A 23,997-nucleotide genomic window follows, 5' to 3' on the forward strand; every position below is an offset into this window, starting at 1 on the left:
AAACGTATAGTTTCCCACCGACCAGTTTTGCCAGCGGTTACGCGTGTGTTTCTCTTCAACGAGGATTGCCGGGGACGCATGGGTAAACTGACGAACAAATAAAACCTGAGAGTGATTAGGCTGTAACGGGGTCCCGTCATGAACACGATGGAAATCAATAAGATCGTAGCCGGCGTTATCTGTGCTGTGCTTCTGGTAGTGGTTGTCGGCAAGGTCGGCGGCGCGCTGGTCCATCCCGAGGAATTGGAAGCACCGGTTTATCCGTTCTCCGAAGATGTAATGGCAGGCGCAAGTGCCCCTGCTGCTGCACCTGCGGCACCGGCCGGACCTGAACCAATTCTTGCCATGTTGGCTTCTGCCGACCTTGGTCAGGGTGAAAAAGTCTTCAAGAAATGCGCATCCTGCCATGACGTCGAAAAAGGTGGTCCGAACAAAACCGGCCCGAACCTTTATGGCATCGTTGGTGCGGCCTTTGCGCACAAGGATGACTTCTCCTACTCTGACGGTATGGCAAACCACGGTGGGAACTGGGGCTTTGAAGAGCTGAACGAGTTCCTTTACAAGCCGCGTGACTATATCGATGGCACCAAAATGAGCTTTGGCGGCCTGAAAAAGGCATCTGATCGTGCAGCGGTTATTGCCTGGCTGAATACCCTGTCTGACAACCCGGTTGAGCTGCCTGATCCGGCTGCAGTCGAAGCCGCAAATGCGGTCGAAGATGCGGTTGAAGAAGCCGTAGACGAAGCGGCAGCAGCCGTTGAAGATGCCGCAGAAGGCGCTGCTGATGCGGTTGAGGAAACCGTCGCGCAGTAAGCTGCCTGCTCAGACATTCTGATCAGCATTTGAATTTTCACAGGGGACAGGAAACTGTCCCCTGTTTGCGTTTTGGGGATTTATCGATGGCGTCCTTGCCTTCTGGGTCCAAAGCGGAAATATTACCCGCCAAGCCACCCTTTGACTCTTTGCCCGCAGGGATATGCATTCATGGAAGACCTCGACCAATTTCTGGAAATCGCCCACAAACTGGCAGATGCCGCGCGCCCGGTTGTGCGCAAATATTACCGCACCCCGGTGGCGGTTGACGTCAAGGCCGATGACAGCCCGGTGACGATTGCCGACCGCGAAGTCGAACGCACCATGCGCGATATCCTGAATGCCGAACTGCCCGATCACGGGATTCTGGGCGAGGAACACGGTCGGGAAAATGTCGATGCGGAATATGTCTGGGTGCTTGACCCGATTGACGGCACGAAATCGTTCATTTCCGGCAAGCCGAGCTTTGCGACCCTGATTGCGCTTTGCCATAACGGAACCCCGGTTCTGGGCATCATTGATCAGGCGATTACCGATGAACGCTGGGTCGGCGTGATGGGTCGGGCCAGCACGATGAATGACACCGAAATCAGTGCGCGCGAATGCGAAGACCTTAAAAGTGCGACCTTCTTTACCACCGCGCCGGAGCTGTTTACCGGCGATGCCGCCAAGGCCTATCAGGCGGTATCGAAAGGCTGCCGGGTGCCGATGTACGGGGTGGATGCCTATGCCTATGGCCTGACAGCACTCGGTCTGGCCGATACGGTGGTTGAGATCGGGCTTCAGGCCTATGATTTCTGTGCGCTGGTGCCCGTTGTTGAGGGTGCTGGTGGTGTTATGACGGACTGGGCAGGCAAGCCCCTTCATATGGACAGTGCTGGCGATGTTGTCGCCAGTGGTGATGCACGCTGCCATCAGGATGTTCTGGCCACGATCAAGACGGCGATGGCCTGATCACCCCGACCTTCTGACCGCGCTGCCCCGGCCCCACATATGCCCGACACAGGAAATCCGATGACCAACACTGCCCCGTTCCTTGCCATGGCCCACAAGCTTGCCGATGCGGCGCGCCCTGTGCTGCAAAGCTATTATCGCAAGCCGCTTGCGATTGACGAAAAGGGTGATGCCAGCCTTGTGACCGATGCCGACCGGGCGATTGAGCGCACCATGCGCGATCTGATCAATTCGGAACTGCCCGACCATGGCATTCTGGGCGAGGAATACGGGCCGGAAAACCTTGATGCCGAATATGTCTGGATCCTTGATCCGATTGACGGCACCAAGTCGTTTATTACCGGCAAGCCCAGCTTCAACACCCTGATTGCACTGTGCCGCAATGGCAAACCAGTGCTGGGTGTGATTGATCAGGCGATCCTTGATGAACGCTGGATCGGGGTTGAAGGGCAACCGACCACGCTAAATGGCGACGTCGTCACAGCGCGTGAATGCGAACACCTGAAAGATGCCATCATTTTCACCACCGGGCCGGATCTTTTCGTCGAAAACAAGGCGATTGCCGGATATGAGGCGATTTTTGGTGCCGCCAAGCAGCCGATTTATGGCATCGATTCATATGGCTATGGCCTGATTGCGATGGGGTTTGGCGATGTGTTGGTGGAATCGAACCTGCAGCCCTATGATTTCTGTGCGGCAGTGCCGGTGATCGAAGGTGCTGGCGGCGTGGTTACCGATTGGGCGGGCAAAAGCCTGACAATGCATAGTGGCGATCTGGTGATTGCCAGCGGGGATGCACGTGCCCATGCCGAGGGATTGGCCGTCTTGCAGAAGGCTGCTTCCCTGGCGGGTTAGCAGCAGACCAATCCTGCGGCTGGGCGCAGCCAACTGCCTATTGCTGTGAGATGGCAAGGCGGACGCCAAGGGCAATAAACATGGTACCCAATGCACGATGAAGCCAGGCACCAAGCCTGCGGCTACCCTTGATCCGGTTAGCTGCCGAGGCCACCGCCATCACCAGCATCCCTTCGACGAAAAAGGCGATCAACAGCACCATCAGGCCGAGCAGAAGGAACTGCACCGCGCCATTGCCCATGGCCGGGTCAACAAATTGCGGCAAAAAGGCCATGAAGAAGATCGCCACCTTGGGATTGAGCACATCAATCATCACCCCCTGCCGCCAGGCGCCAAAGGCGGTCATCGGTTTGGTGGAAATCGGTGTCGAGGGTTCTTCAGAACAAGGTTCTGTTTCGGATTTGGCGAAGCTGCTGCGAAGCGCCCCGATACCAAGCCACACCAGATAAGCCACCCCGATCCATTTGACAATGGCAAAGGCCAGCGCCGAGGTGGCAAGGATGGCCGACAGACCAAAGGTTGCCGCCAAAACATGGACAAAGGCGCCGGAAATCACGCCAAGCGATGAAAACAGGCCGATCTTGCGGCCATGCACGGCGGTTTGCCCGACGATATAGGCCATGTCCGGCCCCGGCGAGATATTGAGCAGAAGTGCTGCGATCAGAAACGGCGTGTAGGCGACAACAAGATCGATCATGCCAACTGTTCCCGGGCGAAATAGATCAGATCGATTTCAAGCGGGTCAGCGCCCGCTTCGATCAGCATGTTCGAGAGCTGGCCGCGATGATGGGTCTGGTGGTTGAACATGTGCCCCAGAACAAGATCGCGCGGCATGGTATAGGCATCACCGGCGACCGAGTGATAGGTCAGATCCGCGGTGACTTCGGCATCGGTCAGGTTGCCCGTGAATTCAATGATCGCCTGATCTTCGGCCATCCGCGCTGTGCGCAATTCATCGAACTTTTCATACAGCACGGTATTGAGCGGCATGGAGATCGAAGAGCCGAGCAGGCGACTCATCCAGATGCGATCGGCCACAAGGATATGATTAAGCGTGCGCATGATCGACGGGAAGAAGGCGGCACGCGGGGCATCCAGTTCGGCCACTGGCAATTTCGCGCACATCTCATAGGCCTTTGCATTGGCCCAGAGATTATATTGCGCCATGCGTTCGAAATAGGCCGTACCGTTCATCTTCTTACTCCGTCTTCAGGCATCGCGATCAGGGCTTCGCTGTCGGGGTTGTTGCGCAGGCAGGCTGTACCGGTGCGACCTGTTCGAGCACCTTGGTCGCCGGTTTGGGGACACGTTTGGTCAGAATAACCACGTTGCCCACCAATGTCAGCGCAACACCGAAGACGATGTTACCGGTCCAATGGAAATCCTCAAACCAGGTCGACAGCAACAATGCGACAATCGGGAACATGACGGAACTATAAGCCGCCCGATCAGGCCCGATCTTGCCCAGAAGGGTCAGATAGAAACCAAACCCAAGCACCGATCCAAACAGCGCAAGATACACCCATGCAGCAATGAAGCTGGGGCTGGCGTCAAAGGAAAGTGGGATACCGGCAAGCGCGATATAGCCAAACAACAACAGCGTGCCATAAAGCATTCCAAAGGCATTGGCCTGCATGACCGGCACGCCGTGCGCATGGTTGCGTGCAGAGGCCATATTGCCAAGTGATGCGATGTAGCTGCCCGCGAGCGACACCAGAAGCCCGATGCTGCCGCCCGTGGTCAGATCAAAGGCGGCCAGATCATTGGCAAAAACCAGCGCGATCCCAGAAAGGCCGATCGAGGCGCCAATCACGGTGCGGGTTTCGGGGCGGCGGCGGAAAAAGATCGCGCCATTAATCATATTCATGATGACGATGGTTGAAAACACCACCGCCAGAAGCCCCGATGTCAGATGCACACTAGCGACATAGATCAGCACATAATTGAGCGAAAACAGGCAAACGCCCAAAACAGCCATGAAGAAATGATCACGCAAGCCAAAGCGCATCGGCAGACGACGAACAGCACACCAGGCCATCAAGATCAGCGTTGCCAAGGCAAAGCGATAGGCCACGGCAACTTCGGGGGCGACGGAAAGCTGATACTGGATGGCGATCCAGGTTGATCCCCAGATCAAGACAACTGCTGCATAAAGACCGAACATGGCCCAAGGACTCCAACAAGAATTGAAGTCGCAATTTAGGCCAGCTTGGCGCGGCCACCAAGCCAGCATTTTTGATCATGGCATTAGTTGAACTAATCCATTTTGCAGCAATCTAATCCATTGCTAATCAGGTCTTTGTAACCGGATCAGGCTGACTGGATTCGGCTGTGCTGTCTTTTGGCTCAGCATCCGCCGGATCAGATGTTTCAGACCCGTCTTCGATCTGCTTGTCGTCAGACGCATCCTGACCACGCAGGGCAGCGTTCTTTTCCGCCCGTTTGCGTTTCTGCCAGTCCTTCCAGATTTCAAGCAATTCACTGCGTGACTGGAAGATCGGGATGCGGCGTTTGGGTTTGGCCTTTTGCTGTTCGACCGCAAGCCCGGCCTCGATCAGGTTATGTTCGTCATCGGTGCGGCGCACGATCAGTTCGACGGTGCCATAGGACACGCGATCACCCAGTTCGAGGTCGCCTGGAAGATACCGGCTTAGAATTTGCGCCACCGTCAGATCGATATCGGCTTCATCAACGGCAAAACCGTACAAACGGCCAATATCGGCAATTTTGGTGTCATGCGGGAAGCTGAAATCACCGAACAATTCGACATCATTGGCCCCCTCGGCCGGACCGGCAAACAGCTGATCGAGCAGTTCGACATGACGCGGCGGGGTGATGATATAGACCTGATCACCGCCCTGAATGTGACCGGCAGAATGCGGACGCAATGATGCGCCATCCCGCAGGATCAAGCTGGGTCGTGCCCACCGCGGAATACGCTGCCCGGTGGCAACCGCACTGGCTTCGTGGACGCGATAGACAACGATTTCCTGATTGGCATTGCCGGGCAGTTCCAGATCAATACGATCCACCGGCCCATGGCGGGCCGGCACAATAATACCCAACCAGTTGGCCATCCGACGAATCGTCCAGCCCTGCAAGAGAAGCGAGGTGATCACGACGATAAAGGCCGTGTTAAACAGCAATTGTCCTTCGGGCACGCCTTCGACCATCGGCACGATGGCAAGCAGGATCGATACAGCACCGCGCAAACCGACCCATGAAATAAAGGCGGTGTCATTGCGCGAGAAGTTAAAGAACATCAGGCACAACCAGACCGCCACCGGGCGGGCGACAAACACCAGCACCAGAGCCAGAATCACACCCGGGATGATCACATCGCCAAATTCCGATGGTGTGGCCAGCAGGCCCAGGGTGACAAACATCGCAATCTGGGCAAGCCAGGTGGTGACATGCTGAAAACGCCGGACACCGACACTCATCTTCATGTTGCTGTTGCCAGCATAAAGACCCGCGACATAGACAGCCAAAAAACCACTACCACCAAGAATACTGGTCGCGCCAAACAGGCTGAGTGCGAGTGCCATGGTAATGATCGGCACCAACCCCGGTTCAAGTTTGATCCGGTTGATCATCCAGACCAGCGCATAGCCACCGGCAAGGCCAAAGATGCCGCCAAGACCGATCTGCAGAATGAAGCGTTGCAGCAGTTCGAGCGCGATGTTTTCGCCGCCGCCCAGAATGATCAGTTCGACCAGCGAGATGGTCAGAAACACCGCCATCGGGTCGTTTGATCCGGATTCAACTTCGAGCGTGCTGCGCGTGCGATCACGCAGATTGATGCCGCCAACGCGCAAAAGGAAAAACACCGCCGCCGCATCGGTCGAACTGACAATCGCCCCAAACAACAGGGCCACAAGCCACGGCACATCAAGCACCAGCCAAGTCACCCCGCCAATCACACCGGTGGTGATCAACACCCCGATGGTGGCCAGAACAAGTGATGGTCCGGCGGCAATTTTTAACGTTCTAAGCTGGGTTTCAAAGCCACTGTCAAACAGGATCAGGGCAAGCGCGATGGAGCCGATAAAATAGGCCAGCGGCGCATTATCAAACATGATGCCGCCAATGCCGTCCTCGCCCGCACCAAGCCCGACAAACAGAAACACCAACAGCAAGGGCGCACCGACCCGGAAGCTGACCAGACTGGTAAAGACAGCCACCACCACCAGAATCGATGCAATCAGGATCACCAGATTCATCGATTCAATCATTTCGGGGGCTCCTGTGTCGGGATATCAAAATGGGTTCGGTGGGCGGCTCGCGATTTACTATCACATCAGATACTTAGGAAATGATGACCGGCAATGCCATCATCCCCCGGTGATTGATAAAAATTGTCCGAATTTCGTGAATTGGTCAGTCTGTCTCGGCCTGAGCCGGAACAAACAGGGTTTCCTTGGAGGTCGACAAGGCAATTTCCGGCAGAACTTCGACCACGCCGGGCATTTCCTTGATCGTATCAGAAATAAAGGATTCGAGATGGGCCGTATCGCGCAGGCGCAGTTTGACCAGAAAATCAAAGCGCCCGGTCATGTGATGACATTCAAGAACCTCGTCGGCCTTGATCAGGGATTTGACCAGTTTCTTATTGCCCTTGGCCGGATCGGTGCGCAGCCAGACCAGTGCGGTGAGCGCCCGGCCAATCGCCTGCGGGTCGACCGAAATGCGATAGGCCTGAATGATCCCCTGTTCGCGCAGCTTGCGCACCCGATCATTCACCGCAGAAACAGACAGCCCGACCTTCGTTCCCAGAACCGAATAGGACAGTGATGCGTCTTCCTGCAGGATGTCGATCAGTTTGCGATCAATTGCATCCATTTATCTTCCCCCTGAATGGATTTTGCTGATTGCCTTGATCTTACACGAAAAACGGGTGGGCGCGAACTGTTCGCCAAATTTGCCGGGTCTGCCATGCGCCGTCGCCATGCCATATCCCTTTCGCGAGACTGGATTTTTTCCGGATAGCTGCGTAAACCTTAACTGTAATGATTTTACATCGCCCCGCCTCTGAAAATGCAGCCCTGATGGGCGCCCTTCTTATGATCAGTGCTGCAATGTGTTTTGCGGTGATGGCGGTTTTCATCCGCTATGTCACTGCAGACCTGCACCCGTTCGAGGCCTCGTTTTTCCGTAACCTGTTTGGCTTGTTACCAATGGTGCCGTGGATGATTTCCCACGGACGGAGCGGATTAAAGACAGCGCGGTTCAAACTGCATTTCCTGCGCGGCGTGTTTGGCTTTGGGGCGATGTCGTGCATTTTCACCGCCCTGTCGCTGTCACCCGCCGCCCAGGTTATTGCGATCAACTTTACCCTGCCGATCCTGACCACGGTTCTGGCCGCCGTGGTCGTGCGCGAAACGGTGCGGGCGCGTCGCTGGAGTGCAATTGCGATTGGCTTTGTCGGTGCGATGATTGTGATCCGCCCATTTGGACAAAGTTTTGAAACCGGCGCGATTCTGGCCCTTGGCGCGACCCTTTTCATGGCGGGCGCCTTGACCACGGTCAAAATGCTGTCGCGGACGGAAAGCGCAAATGCCATCGTGACGTGGATGGGCCTTGTCATGACGCCACTGTCACTGATCCCGGCCCTGATATACTGGCAGGGGCCGACTGTTTGGCAGCTTTTCATTCTGTTGGTGATAGCGGTCACCGGAACGGCCGGGCAGCAATTGCTGGTGCGGGCCTATCGCACGGCCGATCAGTCCTATGTGATGATCTTTGATTTCCTGCGCCTGCCCTTTGTCGCCATTCTGGCCTATATCATGTTTGGTGAGGTGGTTGATTTCTGGACTTGGGCCGGGGCGGGTTTGATCATCGGGTCGTCTTTGTATATCGCCCGGCGCGAGGCGGTTCTGGCAAAAAAGGCCAAGGCGCAACTTCGAACACCAACCACCGCCCCGGCAGACCCGCAGGCGATCCCCATAAGCCCGATTGATCGTGATGCCAGCCCAAAGGACAAACCCGATGCGTGACTGGTTTAATGGTTTACCGCCCTATTTGCAGGCAACCGCCTTTGGCCTGATGGCGTCGATCAGTGCGGCGATCTTCTCGATCTTTGTGCGCCTTGCGACCGAGCATATCCACCCGTTGCAGGCGGTGTTTTTCCGCAATTTCTTTGGCCTTCTGTTCATCGCACCACTGGCGCTTAGAGCCGGACTGGTGCCGCTTAAGACCAAACGGTTTCCGATGTTCTGCCTGCGTGCGGTTCTGTCGATGGGGGCGATGAGTTTCTGGTTTTCCGCCATTGCCTATATGCCATTGGCCGAGGCCACCGCGCTTAACTTTACCGTGCCGCTGTTTGGCACCCTTCTGGCTGCGATTTTTCTGGGTGAAAAAGTCCGCAAATATCGGTTTGCCGCCCTTTTGGTCGGCTTTTGCGGGGTTTTGGTGATCATCCGCCCGGGGGATGAAACGGTGCAACTGGCAAGCCTGTTGCCGATTGCAGCGGCCATCTGCATGGCCAGTGCCGGGCTGACCATCAAATCCCTGTCGCGGACCGAAAACCCGACGACCATCATTCTCTACATGATGGTGCTGACCACGCCGATGACATTGATCCCGGCCTTGTTTGTCTGGGAGACACCCAGCCTTGAGGCGATATTGCTGATGGTGGCGGGGGCGTTTATGGCCAACCTGACGCAGATCGGCAACACCAATGCCTTCCGGGTTTACGATTACAGTTTTGTCGTCGGGTTCAATTACCTGCGCCTGCCCTTTGTTTCGGTTATCGCACTGGTGATGTTTGGTGAAGTTCCCGAAATCTGGCTTTTGCCCGGTGCGGTCTTGATTATCGGATCCGCGCTTTATATTGCGCGGCGCGAGGCGAAGCTGAACCGCGAAGCCAACCGGATCAAACGCGGCCTTTCATCCACTGCCAGCGATCTTGATCCGCCGCCAAGCAACGAGAGATCCTGACAGGATGCAGGCATGGTTTAACGCGCAATCCGATGTGATGCGGGCCAGCTTTTTTGCCCTGTTGGCCGCCATTCTTGCAGCCTGCTTTACCCTGACCATCCGCTATGCCACCGAGGAACTGCATCCCTATCAGGCAGTGTTTTTGCGCTTTGCCTTTGGCTTGATCCTGATTTTGCCGATGGTGATGAAGCGCGGGGTTGGCAGCCTTGCGACCAAACGGCTGCCGCTTTTTGGATTGCGCGGGATCCTGTCGGCCGCAGAAATGTGTTTGTGGTTCATGGCAGTTCTTTATTTGCCGCTGGCAGAGGCCACGACGCTGAATTTCACCGTGCCACTGTTCGGAACCATCCTTGCAGCTGTTATATTGCGCGAACGGGTGCGTATTCATCGCTGGCTTGCGATTGTTATCGGGTTTGTCGGTGTGGCGCTGATCATTCAGCCCGGAACAGATACCATGCAGGCGGCAAGCATCCTGCCGATTGCTGCTGCAATCTGCATGGCTTCCGCCGGGATGATGACAAAGCAACTGGTTACGACGGAGTCCACGACCTCGCTTTTGTTTTACCTGATGATCATCACAACACCTGTATCTCTGATCCCGGCCTTGTTCGTTTGGCAAACACCCAGCTGGAACGCCCTTGGCCTGATGGCGGTTGCGGCACTGATGATGAATGTGATGCAGATTTGCAATGTCAAAGCCCTGCAATTGGCCGATTACAGTTTCTTTGTCGGGTTTTCCTATTTGCGCCTGCCGATCATTGCGGTGCTGGCCCTGATCCTGTTTGGCGAAATACCCGATATCTGGATCCTGCCGGGCGGGGCAATGATTATCGGGGCGGCGGGCTATGTCGCCCTTCGGGAACGCAAGCTTGCACACCGCGCAGCCGACCCTGAAAACACCCCAGAATAGGCCTTGTCGGCGAAAGATATAATTTGGTATATAAATACCAAATTAATCAGAATAGCGCGCGTCGGGAGGCTTAACGTCATGCAAATCAAGGGTTCGATCGCCATTGTGACCGGGGCTGCATCCGGTCTGGGTGCGGCAACGGCAGAGACACTGGCAAATGCCGGGGCACGGATTGCGGCCTTTGATCTGAACGAAGACGGGGCGAAGGCGACCGCCGAAAAACTTGGCGGTATCGGTTACGGCGTTGACGTTTCGAATGCCGAAAGTGTCGAACACGCGGTTTCCGAGGTGGTCAAGGATATCGGCATTCCGTCGATCCTTGTGAACTGCGCCGGGGTTGTCCATGGCGAACGTATTGTCGGGCGCGAAGGCCCGGCCGATCTGGCAGCCTTTTCCAAGGTCATCACGGTCAATCTGATCGGCACGTTCAATATGCTGCGGGTTGCCGCCACCGCGATGAGCCAGAATCCCCCAAGTGAGTCCGGCGAACGCGGGGTGATTATCAACACGGCATCGATCGCGGCATTTGAAGGCCAGATCGGACAGGCGGCCTATGCGGCATCCAAGGGCGGGGTTGCGTCCCTGACCCTGCCAGCGGCACGTGAATTGGCGCGCCACGGCATTCGGGTGGCCTCAATCGCGCCCGGCCTGTTTGGCACGCCGATGCTGATGGGCCTGCCCGATGAGGTTCAGGAAAGCCTGGCTGCCAATACGCCGTTCCCGAAACGGTTGGGCGATCCGTATGAATATGGCCGTCTGGCGATGCATATCTGTGAAAATGAAATGATCAATGGCGAGACCATTCGCATTGATGGCGCGGTCCGGCTGGAACCGAAATAGTCCCACACCATTTCGCTTCTTTATCACCGCAGCCAATGCGCCCTGCCGACCCCCAGCGGCAGGGCGCAATTCTTTGCACCCGATTTGTTACGCAGCCGCGCTTTGACAGAAACGGGCGAGATCAATGTCCTTTTGCGTGACGCCCCCGGCATCGTGCGTGGTCAGCGTCATTTCGACCTTGTTATAGACATTGAACCATTCGGGATGGTGATCCATCTTGTCCGCCATCAGTGCGACCCGGGTCATGAAGCCAAAGGCAGCATTGAAATCGCCAAATTTATAGGTGTGACCGATAGAAAGGCCATCATCGGCAAGCGCCCAGCCGGGCAGTTCGGTCAGGGCGGTTTCGATCGCGGATTTTTCAAGTTTACTCATATGCCGTGCCTCCTTTTGCTTGGGGCATTGGAACATACATTCTGCACCAACCCAAATCGGCCTATGTCAGCAGGGCATTTACCCGCCCGCGCAGGACCGGCAAAAGATCGCTTTCAAACCACGGGTTCTTTTTAATCCAGGCGGTGTTGCGCCAGCTTGGATGGGGCATGGGCAGGATGTCATCGCCAAGAAATTCATCAAAACGATGGACGGCTTCGGTCATGGTTTTGGCGCGGCGTTCGCCGAGATAGCGGGTTTGCGCATATTGCCCGATCAGAAGGGTCAAGCCGATATCGGGCAGATGTTGGCGCAGGGCATCATGCCAGGTCGGCGCGCATTCCGGTCGCGGTGGCAGATCACCACCGCGATCAAACCGGCCGGGATAACAAAACCCCATCGGCATGATGGCGAGTTTTGCCGGATCATAAAAATCATCGACCGACAGACCCAACCAATCGCGCAACCGGTCGCCAGAGGCATCATTCCACGGCAGGCCGGTTTCATGCACCCGCGTGCCGGGTGCCTGCCCGATGACCAGGATGCGGGCCGATTTTGCCAGTCGCACGACCGGGCGCGGACCAAGAGGCAAATGACCGGCACAGATGCGGCACGCGCGGACCTCAGCCAGCAACTCATTCAAGGCCGCATCGCCGCCCATCGGATCAATTTCGGGCAGTTGGCCGCTTAAGCCCGGCATGGGTTACTTGACCTCTTCTGCCTCGATGACCCACTCTTCGGTGGCAGCCGCCGCGTACCATTCCTTCATGTCTGGCAGGGCAAGGATGGTTTCCATATAGGCGTTGCCAACCGGATCAAGCGAAACGCCATAGGTTTTGAACCGCGACACCACCGGGGCATACATGGCGTCCGCAATCGAGAAATGACCAAACAGGAAATCACCGCCCTGCCCATATCGGGTCCGGCACATCTTGAAGATTTCGCCGATACGGTTGATATCCTTTTCAACGCCGGGGCCGCGCCCCAGACCGGGCAGGCTTTTACGACAGTTCATCGGCATGGAACTGCGAAGCGGGCCAAAGCCGCCATGCATCTCAAGCGACACCGAACGGGCAATGGCGCGTACATCAACATCAAGCGGCCACAGCATGGTGTCGGGCTGGCTATCTGCGATGTATTCGAGAATGCCCAGTGCTTCCCAAATGGTTTTCTGGCCATCGAAAAACGCCGGGACCTTGGCACTTGGTGAAAAGACCGGGGCCTTTGCCGCCCATTCCTCGGTCCGCAGGGGAACGAGCTTTTCCTCGAACGCGACGCCGGCAACGCGCAGGCCAAGCCAGGCGCGCAGCGACCAGGAAGAATAGTTTTTGTTGCCGATATAGAGCACGGGAAGGTTTTGCATGGCAGGCCCTTTGAGCTTTGCGCGATGGACGCGCACGGAATGACAGCGACGCATACTATCTGGCGTTTGGGCGTTGGGTTCAAGCGCGAGCTTGCGCAAGACAACGTGAACAATCACACCCGATGATGTGAATGCGTTTTGACCCCAAGGGGTGGCCGCCGTAAGATCGGGCATCATATCTTTTGAACCGGTCGCATCTGGTCTGGTGGCCTTTGGCCGCTGCCCTTTCATCGACCGTCATCTGTTACTTGTCACCCGTCACCAGCAGGGAAGTCATAAATTGTACGACCACATCATCGCACGCGATCCTTCTGCCACCCCGACCCCGATTACCCCCATTCTTGAAAGCGGTTTTGAAAGCTGGCTTGCCAAGCAATCCGATGCCACCAAGTCATGGATTGCCGCCAACGGCTTTGAGGGCAAGCGCGGAACCCAGCTTTGCCTTCCGGGTGCGGATGGATCGGTTGGCACGGTTTTGGTCGGATATGGTGATGATGCAAAGGCGATCTGGGATTTTGCCGGTCTGCCGAAATCGCTTCCAGCCGGGACCTATGCCCTGTCAGATGATTTAAATGATCAGGCCGATCTTTATGAAAAGGCCGCCCTTGGTCTTTATCTGGGTGGTTATCAGTTTGATCGTTATCGCAAGGATGACGGCAAAAAGGACAAGCGCGCCAAAATTGCCCTGCAGGACAATGACGCCGCCAAGCGCGCCGAAAACATTGCGCGCGGCATCGGGCTTGCGCGCGATCTGATCAATACACCGGCCAATGACATGGGCCCGGCCGAACTTGAAGAAGCCGCCAGAGGCCTTGGTGCGCAATTTGGTGCCACCGTGAATGCAATTGTCGGCGAAGAACTTTTGAAGCAGAACTTCCCGGCCATTCACACGGTTGGCCATGGCAGCGACCGCGCCCCGCGCCTGATTGACCTGACGTGGGGCGATGAGAGTGCGCCGAAAATCACGCTGGTTGGCAAGGGTGTGTGTTTTGACACCGGTGGCTATGACCTGAAACCATCAAGCAACATGATCCTGATGAAAAAGGATATGGGGGGGTCGGCACAGGTTCTTGGTCTGGCGCGCATGATCATGGCGGCCGATCTTCCGGTGCGGCTGCGCGTTCTGATCCCGGCAGTTGAAAACATGGTGTCGGGTCGGGCCTATCGCCCAAGCGACATCTTGCAAACCCGTAAAGGGATCACGGTCGAAGTCGGCAATACTGATGCCGAAGGACGCATCGTGCTTTCCGATGCCCTGACCGAAGCCGCATCGGAAGACCCCGACATGTTGCTTGATTTCGCCACCCTGACGGGGGCGGCACGTGTTGCCCTTGGTTTGGGTCTGCCTGCGCTGTTTTCCAATGATGATGATCTGGCAAACGGATTGATGGAAACGGGCATGGGGGAAAATGATCCGCTGTGGCGTTTGCCGCTGTGGGATGATTATCGCAGCCAGCTTGATAGCAAGGCAGCCGACATGAACAATATTTCCGGAAGCCCGTTTGGCGGTGCGATCATTGCTGCCCTGTTTTTGGATCGGTTTGCCGACGGGGCAAAAAGCTGGGCGCATATCGATCTGATGGCATGGAACCCGTCTGATCGGCCGGGTCGCCCGACAGGCGGCGAAGCGCAAGGCATACGCGCTGCTTTCAAGCTGATCGCGGATCGTTACGGTAAGTAAACCAAAAACGGGAATTTACATATTTCCCAATTACACCTTTGACATCACTACCGGGGTCAGGTAGAGATTACGTATTCGTAACAAATAAATTGTTGGGCACAAGTATGTCGATCGAGATCAATCCGTCCAAGGCGCTCGACCTTTGGCGTATCGCGATTGTTGAAAGTGTGCGTCGGGAATCCCCCGACCTGTCGGCCCGACAGATGGCCTTGTTGCTTAGCGTTTACCTGACCCCGGCCCCGCATACCGTGCGTGGTCTTTCCGAGGCGCTTAATATTTCCAAACCGGCCATTACCCGTGCGCTTGATCGTCTGAGTTCGCTTGGCATGGTCAAACGCAAGGTCGACGAAGACGACCGTCGCTCGGTCCTGGTTCAGCGTACCGTCAAGGGGTCCGTCTTCCTGCGTGAATTTGGCGATATCATCGTTGGTGCCGGTCTTGAGACCGAATGATCCGGCTGTAAAACAAACCGACACGTGCCTGAAGCCCGATCGCAATTGACGTTCAAGGCCCGGTTAGAGGCCGAAGCTGCTTGAAAATGGCGTTTTAGGGCAGCAAAACTTCCCCATCTTAAATGCATGACCTCTGATATGGCGAAAAATCGCTATATACAGACTGGTTGGTCTGTAGTGCGTCCCTCTAGCGCACACTATCGGACCGGATTTTATCATTATATATCAAATCATTAGCGCTGAATCTGGTGACCATCGCACAATCTGATGGCGCTATTGGGTCGATTCCTGGCTCATTGGCGGCTCAGCGGTCTGATGGGGCCCGGCCATGGTTTCAGGCATCTCGATCAGGGCCAAAAGCCCCGCTGCAACGATCAAAACGCCGCCGGACAGCCGTGCGATCACGTTATTGCCGCCGCGTCTGACCAGCCAGGGCATAACCCGTGCCGCCCCCATCGCGTAAATCATTACGAAACTGTAATCAAGAAAGACGAAGGTCGCGCCAAGGATCATCAGTTGAAGTGCAAGCGGCTGGGCCGGATCGACAAATTGCGGAAACAGCGCGCCAAAGAATGCGATGGCCTTGGGGTTTCCGGCCGCAACCAGAAAGCCTTCGCGAAACAGACGCCAGGAACTTGCCGCCTCAAAGCGTGCCTGAATATTCGTTTCGAAACCGGTCTTGATACTGATTTCCGTGGGCTTGCGGAAGAAAGACATCAATCCGATCACCAGAAGGAAACCGACCCCGCACCATTTAACCATGGCAAAGGCGGTTGCTGATGTCGCCAGGACAGCCCCTACACCGAGGGCTGCGATCAGCATCTGGATCATGTTGGCAGTGACATCACCAAGGGCGGTCATCAGGGTTGGTCGTGCGCCATAACGCAAGGCATGTGACATGCCAATCAGGATGCTTGGGCCCGGTGTCAGGACCAGCAAAAAAACAAGCAGGGTAAAACTGAGCCAGATTTCAAAAGACATGTTCGGGGCAACTCCGGTGACGATGATCCCCGGATATCACAGCCCCGATGACAGACAAGTGCCGGTTTTGGCAATGGGGCATGCGCAAAATGCGCAGGCTGTCAGCCGGCACCATCATAATGGACAGTTTGAAGGGCCTTGCAGAAGTTTAGCGCTTCTTGGCGTCGGCCGGCCAGAAGTCATAGAACATGCGGATCTGGACAGAGCGCAAGGTATCGGGCGGCAGGACGCCCTGACCGGTGCGCAGCAGTTTGTTCTGAAGCGCTGCGAAGTAACGATTGCTTGCCGGCTGGAACGGGTTGAAGGGCGGTTCCTTGACGATTTCCTCGCCGTTTTCTTCAGCCAGCTTGGCTGCCTCGGCTTCGGCAGCAAGTTCTTCCTCGGTCTTGGGGGGCGGAGGCGGCAAAAGATCGGGCGCGACATATTTAAAGCTGCGCTTACCGGGTTCGCGTGCTTCAAAGCGCTGTTCGGTATCGCGATACATCAGGCGCTGCAGATCGACCAGAAAGGCGTTGATGACCTTGGGCAGGCGCTGTTCGATCACACCTGCGGCCTCCCTGCTGGTGGCTTCCAGCCAGATGGTAAAGACAACCTGGCGGATGGTGCCGCTTTTACGCAAGACAACGGTCAGCGATACCGGATCGGGAACAACGACGGTTTCCGGAATTTCAGGAACAGCGGGTTCTTCGGTCTCTTCGGTTTTTGCGTCATCGGCGGGGGCATCACTGGCCCGGGCCGTTGGCAGATTGACTGAGAACAATAAGAAAGCCAGTACAATAACAAGTGCCTGGCCCCAAAGACGATGTCCGGTTCGATTTTTCATCGCACGTGACAACATATCCACCTTTTAACCTGCCTTTGCGGTTCTGTTATTCCTGTTTTTGCATATGGGTTGTAACCGATCACACGCGAGATAACATCCCTACTTGCTGACAAATTCTGTCCCGGCCGCCCGAAGATCAAGGGCCGCGGCCAGAAGGGCCTTGGTGTAAGGCTCACTCGGATTGTCAAACACATCAGATGCCGCACCGCTTTCGACCAGTTTACCACCCTGCATGACCATCACACGGTGTGACAATGCACGCACTACGCGTAAATCATGACTGATAAACAAGTATGCCATTTTATGGCGCGCCTGCAAATCACGAAGTAATTCAACGATTTGCGCCTGTACCGACATATCAAGCGCGGATGTCGGTTCATCCAGTACGATAAAACGCGGCTTAAGGACCAAGGCACGCGCAATCGAAATGCGTTGCCGCTGACCACCGGAAAATTCGTGCGGATAGCGATCCATGGCATTTTGCGGCAGATCGACTTCGGAAAGCGCCTCTGCAATGCGGGCTTCGCGTTCCTTGACCGTCAGATCGGGTTCATGGATTTCAAGGCCTTCGCCGACAATCTGGGCGATCGACATGCGCGGGCTGAGCGAGCCAAACGGGTCCTGAAACACCACCTGCATGTCGCGACGCAGTTTGCGCAGATCAGCACCGGCAAATTCACGGATGTCCTCACCGGCAAAGCGAATATCGCCCGTTGATTTCAAAAGCCGCAAAATCGCCATCGCCAGCGTGGTCTTGCCCGAGCCACTTTCCCCGACAATGCCAAGGGTTTCCCCCTGCTTGAGCGTCAGGGAAATCTGATCGACCGCATTGAGATAATGATCCGGTCGCCCAAGGATACCCTTGCGACCAATCGGGAACTGCACATGGATGTTGCTGGTTTCAAGCAATTCTGCAGCATTTTCCGGCAATGGCGGGGCTTCGCCACTTGGCACGGCCGAAAGCAGTTTTTTGGTATAGGCGTGCTGGGGCGCATCAAACAGGGCGCGGGCCTGCCCGGCCTCGACAATTTTGCCGTCCTTCATGACACAGACGGTTTGTGCCATTTTCTGAACGATCTGCAGATCATGGGTGATCAGCAACAGCGCCATACCAAGCTTGTTTTGTAAGTCCTTGAGCAGTTCGAGGATTTGCGCCTGAATGGTGACATCAAGAGCCGTGGTCGGCTCATCCGCGATCAGCAGTTCCGGCTCGTTGGCGAGCGCCATGGCAATCATCACGCGTTGACGTTGCCCGCCGGAAAGTTCGTGTGGCAAGGCCTTGAGCCGTGATGCCGGATCGGGAATACCGACAAGTTCCAGCAGTTCAAGAATACGCGCCCGTGCCTTGACACCGCGCAGGCCTTTATGGAGCAGCAATACTTCACCAACCTGCTTTTCAATGTTGTGCAGCGGGTTGAGCGAGGTCATCGGTTCCTGAAAAATCATGGAAATGCGGTTGCCACGGATCTTGCGGAGCGTGCGTTCCTTGGCCCCGACCATTTCCTGCCCGTCAAAAATGATTGAGCCGGACGGATGGCTGGCGCGCGGATAAGGCAGCAATTGCAGGATCGAAAGGGCCGTGACCGATTTGCCCGAGCCACTTTCACCGACAAGCGCCATGGTTTCACCGCGATCAAGGGTAAAGGACACATCCTTTACCGCCGTCAGATCGGCGAACTTGACCGAAAGGTCCTTGATGGTCAGGAGTGGCTGATCGGCAGATTGTTCTGTCATTGTCCTACTCCTTAAAATGTCTTACGCGGATCAAACGCATCACGGACCGCCTCGCCGATAAAGATCAGAAGGCTGAGCATGACGGCGATGGCAAAGAAGGCCGTGATGCCAAGCCATGGCGCCTGCAGGTTGTTCTTGCCCTGCGAGAGCAATTCACCCAATGACGGCGAGCCCGGCGGCATGCCAAGCGACAGGAAGTCGAGCGATGTGAGCGCCACAATCGAGCCGTTCAAGACAAACGGCAGGAAGGTGATCGTCGCGACCATCGCATTGGGCAGAACATGTCGATACATGATCCGGGTGTCGGTCATGCCAAGCGCACGTGCCGCGCGGACATATTCGAAGTTACGGGCGCGCAGGAATTCGGCACGGACAAGTCCGGTCAAACTCATCCAGCTAAACAGCACGAGAATGAATAGCAACGTCCAGAAACCCGGCGCAAACAGGCTGGCGAGGATGATCAGGATGAAGAGTTGCGGCAAGCCGCCCCAGATTTCGATCACACGCTGGAAACCAAGGTCCACCCAGCCGCCGAAATAGCCCTGGACCGCACCAGCAGCAATGCCGATCACGGAACTGACGGCCGTCAGCGCCAAACCAAACAGGATCGAAATCCTGAACCCGTAAATCAGGCGGGCCAACACATCGCGGCCCAATTCATCGGTACCCAGCCAATGCCGCGTTGAGGGCGGGGCGGGTTGCGGTTCACGCATTTCGAAATCGATGGTGTCATAGGAAAACGGGATCAGGGGCCAGATGGCAAAGCCGTTTTGGGCGATTTTGCCCTGAATATAGGGATCATAGAAATCGGTCTCTACGTCAAAATCCCCGCCATAAACCGTTTCGGGATGGTTCGATATGATCGGCACATACCAGTCATCGCCATACTGAACGAAAATCGGTTTGTCATTGGCAACCAGTTCGCCCACCAGACAGATGACAAACAGAATGGCAAAGATCACCAGCGACCAATAGCCGCGCTTGTTGGCCTTGAAGTTTGAAATGCGACGCTGATTAAGCGGCGAGAAAACAGCACTGAACATGATCAATTCCCCCGCGCGTCAAAGTCGATCCGGGGATCAACCAGGTGATAGCTCAGGTCACTGATCAGGTTCATGATCAGGCCAAACAGCGTGAAGAAATAAAGGGTGGCAAACATCACCGGATAATCACGCGTCATCACCGCGTTAAAGCCAAGCAGCCCAAGACCATCAAGTGAGAAGATCACTTCGATCAGGACCGAACCGGTAAACAGCATTCCAACCAGCGCACTGGGGAAGCCTGCAATAATCAGAAGCATGGCGTTGCGGAAAACATGGCCATAAAGCACACGCTTTTCGGTCAAACCCTTGGCGCGCGCCGTCACGACATACTGCTTGTTGATTTCATCCAAAAACGAGTTCTTGGTCAGCATGGTGAGCGTGGCAAAGCCCGAAATCGTCAACGCGATAATCGGCAAGGTCAGGTGCCAGAAATAGTCAACGATCTTGCCAAACAGCGACATTTGATCCCAGTTTGACGACGTCAACCCGCGTAACGGGAACCAATCAAGATAAGCCCCGCCCGCAAAGACCACGATCAGCATGACGGCAAACAGGAAGCCCGGAATGGCAAAGCCGAAAATGATGGCAGCGGATGACCAGATATCGAAGTTCGAACCGTCGCGCACTGCCTTGGTGATGCCAAGCGGGATTGAAATGATGTAAATGATCAGCGTTGACCAGATCCCCAGCGAGATCGAAACCGGCATCTTATCAACCACCAGATCAACGACGTCGCGATCCTGGAAATAGCTTTGGCCGAAATCGAAGGTCAGATAATTCTTCATCATCATCCAGAAGCGTTCATGGGCTGGCTTATCAAAGCCAAACTGCACTTCAAGCTGTCTGATGACTTCGGGATCGAGGCCCTGTGCACCACGATAGTTCGAGTTCGAGGAGAAATTGTTGCCCGATGGCGATGATGCGGCTGATCCGCTGCCGCCGCCACTATCACCGCCCTGATTGGTAATGCGTGCGGTTGAAGAAACAGCCGTTCCCTGAAGTTGGGCAATGACTTGTTCAACCGGACCGCCGGGGGCAAACTGAACGATCGCGAAATTCAGCACCATGATGCCAAACAATGTGACCGGGATCAGAAGCAAACGCCGAATGATATAGTTCAGCATGGCTTAATATCCCCCCATCTTGAGCTTGGCTGATTTTTCCGGATCGATCCACCAACGCATGACCGATGCGCCTTTGAGCGGGACTTCATCGGGGCGACCGAACACATCCCACCAAGCCAGACGTTCACCGCCAAGATAGTATTGCGGGATAACGTAGTATCCCCACAACAAGACCCGGTCGAGCGCCCGGGTGGCGGTCACCAGTTCGTGCCAGCTATGGGCGGATGCGACCTTTTCGATCATGGCATCGACCACGGGGTTTTTGATGCCGGCAAAGTTGCGCGATCCGGGTTGGTCAGCGGCCTCGGAGCTCCAGAATACGCGTTGCTCGTTGCCCGGTGTCAGGGATTGCGTCCACCAGAAAGTGGTGACTTCAAAATCATACGCCTGAATACGGTTAACCCACTGGCCGGTGTCAATCAGACGGATATCCATGGTCACGCCAAGCTGTTTGAGGCGGGCCTTCATCACCAGGGCGATCTTTTCCAGACCGGGCTGACGAATGATCAGTTCGAACCGGAAGGGTTGCCCTGTTTCCCTGTTCACCAAGACCTTGTCGCGCAATTCCCAACCGGCTTCGTTCAAAAGCGTCATGGATTCACGTAACGCCTTTCGGCGGCCATCCGCTTCGTCAAAATTCGGAAGCGTGAAGGGCTGGGTAAACAGTTCGGGCGGCAATTGATCGCGATAGGGTTCGAGCAAGGCCAGCTCATCCCCCGTCGGGATGCCGCTTGAAGCCAGGTCGGAATTGACGAAATAACTGTCGGTCCGCTTGTAGGCCCCATAGAACATGGCCTGGCTTAGCCATTGGAAATCAAAACCGTATTGCAGTGCCTTGCGCACCCGCCAATCGGAAAACAGTGGCAGGCGATTGTTCATCACATAGGCCTGCATGCCAACGGGCAGGTGATCGGGAAGGAATTCCTTCTTGATGTCACCGCGCTCGACCGCCGGGGTCTTATATGCGGTGCTCCAATCACGCGATGAATGTTCCGACCGCACCATGTATTCGCCGGCCAGAAAAGCCTGACGCTGCACTTCCGGGTCGAGATAAACATCGTAACGGATGGTGTCGAAATTGTTCTGGCCGCGATTGACCGGAAGATCGGCGGCCCAATAATCAGGATTACGTTTATAGGTAATCCGGCGTCCGGCTTCGATGCTGTCGATCATATAGGCGCCACTGCCAACCGGAAATTCGAAGGTGGTTTTGGAGAAATCCTTACCTTCCCAGAACTTCTTGGGCATGATCGAAATGCCCGCTGCCGTCATGGGGGTTTCACGGTTATTGCCCGGCTTGAAGGTGAATTTGACGGTCAGCTCGTCAAGCGCCTCGGCCCCTTCGATCTGGGAAAAATATTGCCGGTAAACCGGGCTGCCTTTTTCGACCAGTATTTCATAGGAGAACACAACATCTTCGGCGGTGATGTCGCTGCCATCCTGAAACCGTGCGCGCGGATCAAGATGGAAAATCGCAAAGGATCGGTCTTCGGGGACTTCGATCTCGCGCGCGATCAAGGCATACATCGCATAGGGTTCATCCGCGCTTGCAGCCATCAGGCTGTCATAGATCAGGCCGATGCCCGCTGCTGGCGTGCCCTTCAGCGTAAAGGGGTTGAGCGTATCAAACGGCGCGATAGAGGATTGCACCAATGTGCCGCCCTTTGGCGCATCGGGGTTCACATAATCAAAGTGATGGAAGTCCGGCCCGTATTTCAGATCACCATACAGCGAAATGCCATGGGATCGGGTGGTGAGCGGCGCCAGATCGGCCTCGTCCACGGCGACTGTCGGCGCCGGATTGATGGTGGGGGTGTCGCCTTCCTGCGCGTTTGCGCCCGAAGTCGAGAGGACGGCGCCAAACAGGGTGATTGCAATGGCAAAAAGGATGGATGTCATAGCCATGCCCAGCCGTCCCCGACCCGGCATTTTCATGCTGGCTGTGTACGAAATCATGTGATTGTCGTCTTCCCCTGATGCAAGCTGATCACTGTTTCATTATGTGGTGTTAAACTATGCGACGCAATCGATGGCCTGCAAACGCTGTGAGCCAAGATGATGCGCCTGTGAACGTCGCCACACTAGAAGCATCTGATATTCACTGCTAAATCGTTCAATTTCAAGGCACCATCACGTGACCCGGTTGTTTCCCTGATCCTTTTTCGACAGTTTTTGCCTTGCGGTTTCAAGCTTGATCTCGGCCATCAACCAGTCACGAAAAGCCTTGACCTTGCGCCGCTCCAGACGCCCGCGTGGATAAACCAGCGAATAGGCATAGGGACTGTCGATCGGTAAATCAAACGGCACGGTCAGACGATTGGTCACGACATACTCCCCGATCATCGCCGGATCGGAGATTACTACCCCAAAGCCGCTTGCCGCGGCCTCCATCGCCATATCAAGGGTGGCAAAAACCGGTCCCTTGGTGCCATCGACCCCCTGAATGCCCGTCCCCGCAAGCCAGATACGCCAGTCTTCACGCTGAGCAGAGCAATGCAAAAGCGTCACCCCGGCCAGGTCTTCGGGGGTTTTGAGTTGCTTTGCCAGACTTGGATGGCAGACCGGCAGCAGACGTTCACCGGTCAGGAATTCATGGACAAGCTGTTCATTGGCGTGATCGGCGAAGCGGATGGCAATGTCGACCTCGTTAAAATCGACCGAGGCCAGATCATCACTGTAGGTGCCCAACTGGACCTGAAAATCGGGATATTCCATCTGAAACCGGCCCAACCTTGGTACGATCCAGCGCATGGAAAATGTCAGCGGGGCCGAGACAGACAACAAGGTGTCATCGACACGGTCTTCAACCTTGGCAACCGCATCTTCGATGGCGTCAAAAGCCGGGGTCAGGGATTCCAACAGGTTCTGACCTGCACGCGTCAACCGCAGGCTTCTGTGGTGGCGTTCAAACAGCTTGCGACCCAGAACTTCTTCAAGGTGTTGCACCTGCCGACTAACTGCCCCCTGGGTCACGTTAAGCTCATGTGACGCTTTGGTGAAGCTTTCAAGTCTTCCGGCTACTTCGAAGGCCCGAAGCGCATTTAGCGGCAATGGACGGCGTTTCATGACAGTTGCTTTGCATGACTAAAACTCATGCAATGATGACAAATGGT

Annotated in this window: 24 protein-coding genes; 9 read left to right on the top strand and 15 right to left on the bottom strand. The window is 55.7% G+C overall.

Going from position 1 to position 23,997, the window contains the following annotated elements:
• The first annotated feature begins 138 nt into the window (after window positions 1-138).
• The 3 genes from HED22_RS09115 (at window position 139) to HED22_RS09125 (ending at window position 2,622) form a co-directional block, all read left to right on the top strand.
• On the top strand, window positions 139-813 hold the full coding sequence (locus HED22_RS09115) for a cytochrome c family protein (protein WP_167721317.1): 675 nt from the start codon (window positions 139-141) through the stop codon (window positions 811-813).
• Window positions 814-984: 171 nt separating this feature from the next.
• Window positions 985-1,767, top strand: coding sequence for a histidinol-phosphatase (hisN, locus tag HED22_RS09120; RefSeq protein WP_167721319.1), 783 nt, complete (start codon window positions 985-987; stop codon window positions 1,765-1,767).
• 60 nt (window positions 1,768-1,827) lie between these two features.
• Window positions 1,828-2,622, top strand: a complete 795-nt coding sequence (locus HED22_RS09125; RefSeq protein ID WP_167721322.1) for an inositol monophosphatase family protein — start codon at window positions 1,828-1,830, stop codon at window positions 2,620-2,622.
• Window positions 2,623-2,659: 37 nt separating this feature from the next.
• Here the strand turns inward: HED22_RS09125 and HED22_RS09130 are convergent, their stop codons facing one another.
• The 5 genes from HED22_RS09130 to HED22_RS09150 form a co-directional block, all read right to left on the bottom strand.
• Window positions 2,660-3,319, bottom strand: coding sequence for a LysE family translocator (locus HED22_RS09130; protein WP_167721324.1), 660 nt, complete (start codon window positions 3,317-3,319; stop codon window positions 2,660-2,662).
• Window positions 3,316-3,816 carry a DinB family protein gene (locus tag HED22_RS09135; RefSeq protein ID WP_167721326.1) on the bottom strand — a complete coding sequence of 167 codons (501 nt, stop codon included), beginning with the start codon at window positions 3,814-3,816 and terminating at the stop codon, window positions 3,316-3,318. Before HED22_RS09135 ends, HED22_RS09130 begins: the two co-directional genes overlap by 4 nt.
• A gap of 28 nt (window positions 3,817-3,844) precedes the next feature.
• The gene (locus HED22_RS09140; RefSeq protein ID WP_167721328.1) at window positions 3,845-4,786 is read right to left on the bottom strand and encodes a DMT family transporter; all 942 of its coding nucleotides are present in this window, start codon (window positions 4,784-4,786) and stop codon (window positions 3,845-3,847) included.
• Between the two features lie 127 nt (window positions 4,787-4,913).
• Entirely contained in the window at window positions 4,914-6,857 is a 1,944-nt protein-coding gene (locus HED22_RS09145; RefSeq protein WP_254869869.1) for a potassium/proton antiporter, read from the bottom strand.
• A 145-nt stretch (window positions 6,858-7,002) separates the two neighbouring features.
• On the bottom strand, window positions 7,003-7,464 hold the full coding sequence (locus HED22_RS09150) for an Lrp/AsnC family transcriptional regulator (RefSeq protein ID WP_167721330.1): 462 nt from the start codon (window positions 7,462-7,464) through the stop codon (window positions 7,003-7,005).
• 206 nt (window positions 7,465-7,670) lie between these two features.
• On the opposite strand from HED22_RS09150, the gene HED22_RS09155 reads away from it, so the two are divergent.
• From HED22_RS09155 to HED22_RS09170, 4 genes are all read left to right on the top strand, one after another.
• Window positions 7,671-8,618 carry a DMT family transporter gene (locus HED22_RS09155; RefSeq protein ID WP_303047727.1) on the top strand — a complete coding sequence of 316 codons (948 nt, stop codon included), beginning with the start codon at window positions 7,671-7,673 and terminating at the stop codon, window positions 8,616-8,618.
• Window positions 8,611-9,561, top strand: a complete 951-nt coding sequence (locus HED22_RS09160; protein WP_167721334.1) for a DMT family transporter — start codon at window positions 8,611-8,613, stop codon at window positions 9,559-9,561. Before HED22_RS09155 ends, HED22_RS09160 begins: the two co-directional genes overlap by 8 nt.
• A 4-nt stretch (window positions 9,562-9,565) precedes the next feature.
• Entirely contained in the window at window positions 9,566-10,471 is a 906-nt protein-coding gene (locus HED22_RS09165; RefSeq protein ID WP_167721336.1) for a DMT family transporter, read from the top strand.
• A gap of 78 nt (window positions 10,472-10,549) precedes the next feature.
• Window positions 10,550-11,311: an SDR family NAD(P)-dependent oxidoreductase gene (locus tag HED22_RS09170; protein WP_167721338.1), complete on the top strand. Its 762-nt coding sequence runs from the start codon at window positions 10,550-10,552 to the stop codon at window positions 11,309-11,311.
• 87 nt (window positions 11,312-11,398) lie between these two features.
• Here the strand turns inward: HED22_RS09170 and HED22_RS09175 are convergent, their stop codons facing one another.
• The 3 genes from HED22_RS09175 to HED22_RS09185 all read right to left on the bottom strand — a co-directional run bounded on the left by HED22_RS09175 (window position 11,399) and on the right by HED22_RS09185 (window position 13,223).
• Window positions 11,399-11,686: a 4a-hydroxytetrahydrobiopterin dehydratase gene (locus HED22_RS09175; protein ID WP_167721340.1), complete on the bottom strand. Its 288-nt coding sequence runs from the start codon at window positions 11,684-11,686 to the stop codon at window positions 11,399-11,401.
• 61 nt (window positions 11,687-11,747) lie between these two features.
• Window positions 11,748-12,383, bottom strand: a complete 636-nt coding sequence (locus tag HED22_RS09180) for a uracil-DNA glycosylase family protein (RefSeq protein WP_175581172.1) — start codon at window positions 12,381-12,383, stop codon at window positions 11,748-11,750.
• Between the two features lie 3 nt (window positions 12,384-12,386).
• Window positions 12,387-13,223 (bottom strand): glutathione S-transferase family protein, encoded by an 837-nt coding sequence (locus HED22_RS09185; protein WP_368484489.1) that lies wholly within the window; start codon window positions 13,221-13,223, stop codon window positions 12,387-12,389.
• Window positions 13,224-13,326: 103 nt separating this feature from the next.
• On the opposite strand from HED22_RS09185, the gene HED22_RS09190 reads away from it, so the two are divergent.
• Window positions 13,327-14,727 (top strand): M17 family metallopeptidase, encoded by a 1,401-nt coding sequence (locus tag HED22_RS09190; protein ID WP_167721342.1) that lies wholly within the window; start codon window positions 13,327-13,329, stop codon window positions 14,725-14,727.
• Between the two features lie 104 nt (window positions 14,728-14,831).
• Window positions 14,832-15,179 (top strand): MarR family transcriptional regulator, encoded by a 348-nt coding sequence (locus HED22_RS09195; RefSeq protein ID WP_167721344.1) that lies wholly within the window; start codon window positions 14,832-14,834, stop codon window positions 15,177-15,179.
• Window positions 15,180-15,452: 273 nt separating this feature from the next.
• Here the strand turns inward: HED22_RS09195 and HED22_RS09200 are convergent, their stop codons facing one another.
• The 7 genes from HED22_RS09200 to gcvA all read right to left on the bottom strand — a co-directional run bounded on the left by HED22_RS09200 (window position 15,453) and on the right by gcvA (window position 23,950).
• Window positions 15,453-16,160, bottom strand: a complete 708-nt coding sequence (locus HED22_RS09200) for a LysE family translocator (protein WP_167721347.1) — start codon at window positions 16,158-16,160, stop codon at window positions 15,453-15,455.
• A gap of 148 nt (window positions 16,161-16,308) precedes the next feature.
• On the bottom strand, window positions 16,309-16,920 hold the full coding sequence (locus tag HED22_RS09205) for a hypothetical protein (protein ID WP_254869872.1): 612 nt from the start codon (window positions 16,918-16,920) through the stop codon (window positions 16,309-16,311).
• Window positions 16,921-17,082: 162 nt separating this feature from the next.
• The gene (locus tag HED22_RS09210; RefSeq protein WP_167721348.1) at window positions 17,083-18,717 is read right to left on the bottom strand and encodes an ABC transporter ATP-binding protein; all 1,635 of its coding nucleotides are present in this window, start codon (window positions 18,715-18,717) and stop codon (window positions 17,083-17,085) included.
• Between the two features lie 11 nt (window positions 18,718-18,728).
• On the bottom strand, window positions 18,729-19,760 hold the full coding sequence (locus tag HED22_RS09215) for an ABC transporter permease (RefSeq protein ID WP_167721350.1): 1,032 nt from the start codon (window positions 19,758-19,760) through the stop codon (window positions 18,729-18,731).
• Window positions 19,761-19,762: 2 nt separating this feature from the next.
• Complete coding sequence (locus tag HED22_RS09220; RefSeq protein WP_167721352.1) at window positions 19,763-20,884, bottom strand: microcin C ABC transporter permease YejB; 1,122 nt, start codon at window positions 20,882-20,884, stop codon at window positions 19,763-19,765.
• Between the two features lie 3 nt (window positions 20,885-20,887).
• The gene (locus tag HED22_RS09225) at window positions 20,888-22,789 is read right to left on the bottom strand and encodes an extracellular solute-binding protein (protein ID WP_254869875.1); all 1,902 of its coding nucleotides are present in this window, start codon (window positions 22,787-22,789) and stop codon (window positions 20,888-20,890) included.
• Window positions 22,790-23,014: 225 nt separating this feature from the next.
• The gene (gcvA, locus tag HED22_RS09230; protein ID WP_167721353.1) at window positions 23,015-23,950 is read right to left on the bottom strand and encodes a transcriptional regulator GcvA; all 936 of its coding nucleotides are present in this window, start codon (window positions 23,948-23,950) and stop codon (window positions 23,015-23,017) included.
• Between the last annotated feature and the right edge of the window lie 47 nt (window positions 23,951-23,997).

The organism is Thalassospira sp. HF15 (assembly GCF_011806525.1).
Lineage (GTDB): Bacteria > Pseudomonadota > Alphaproteobacteria > Rhodospirillales > Thalassospiraceae > Thalassospira.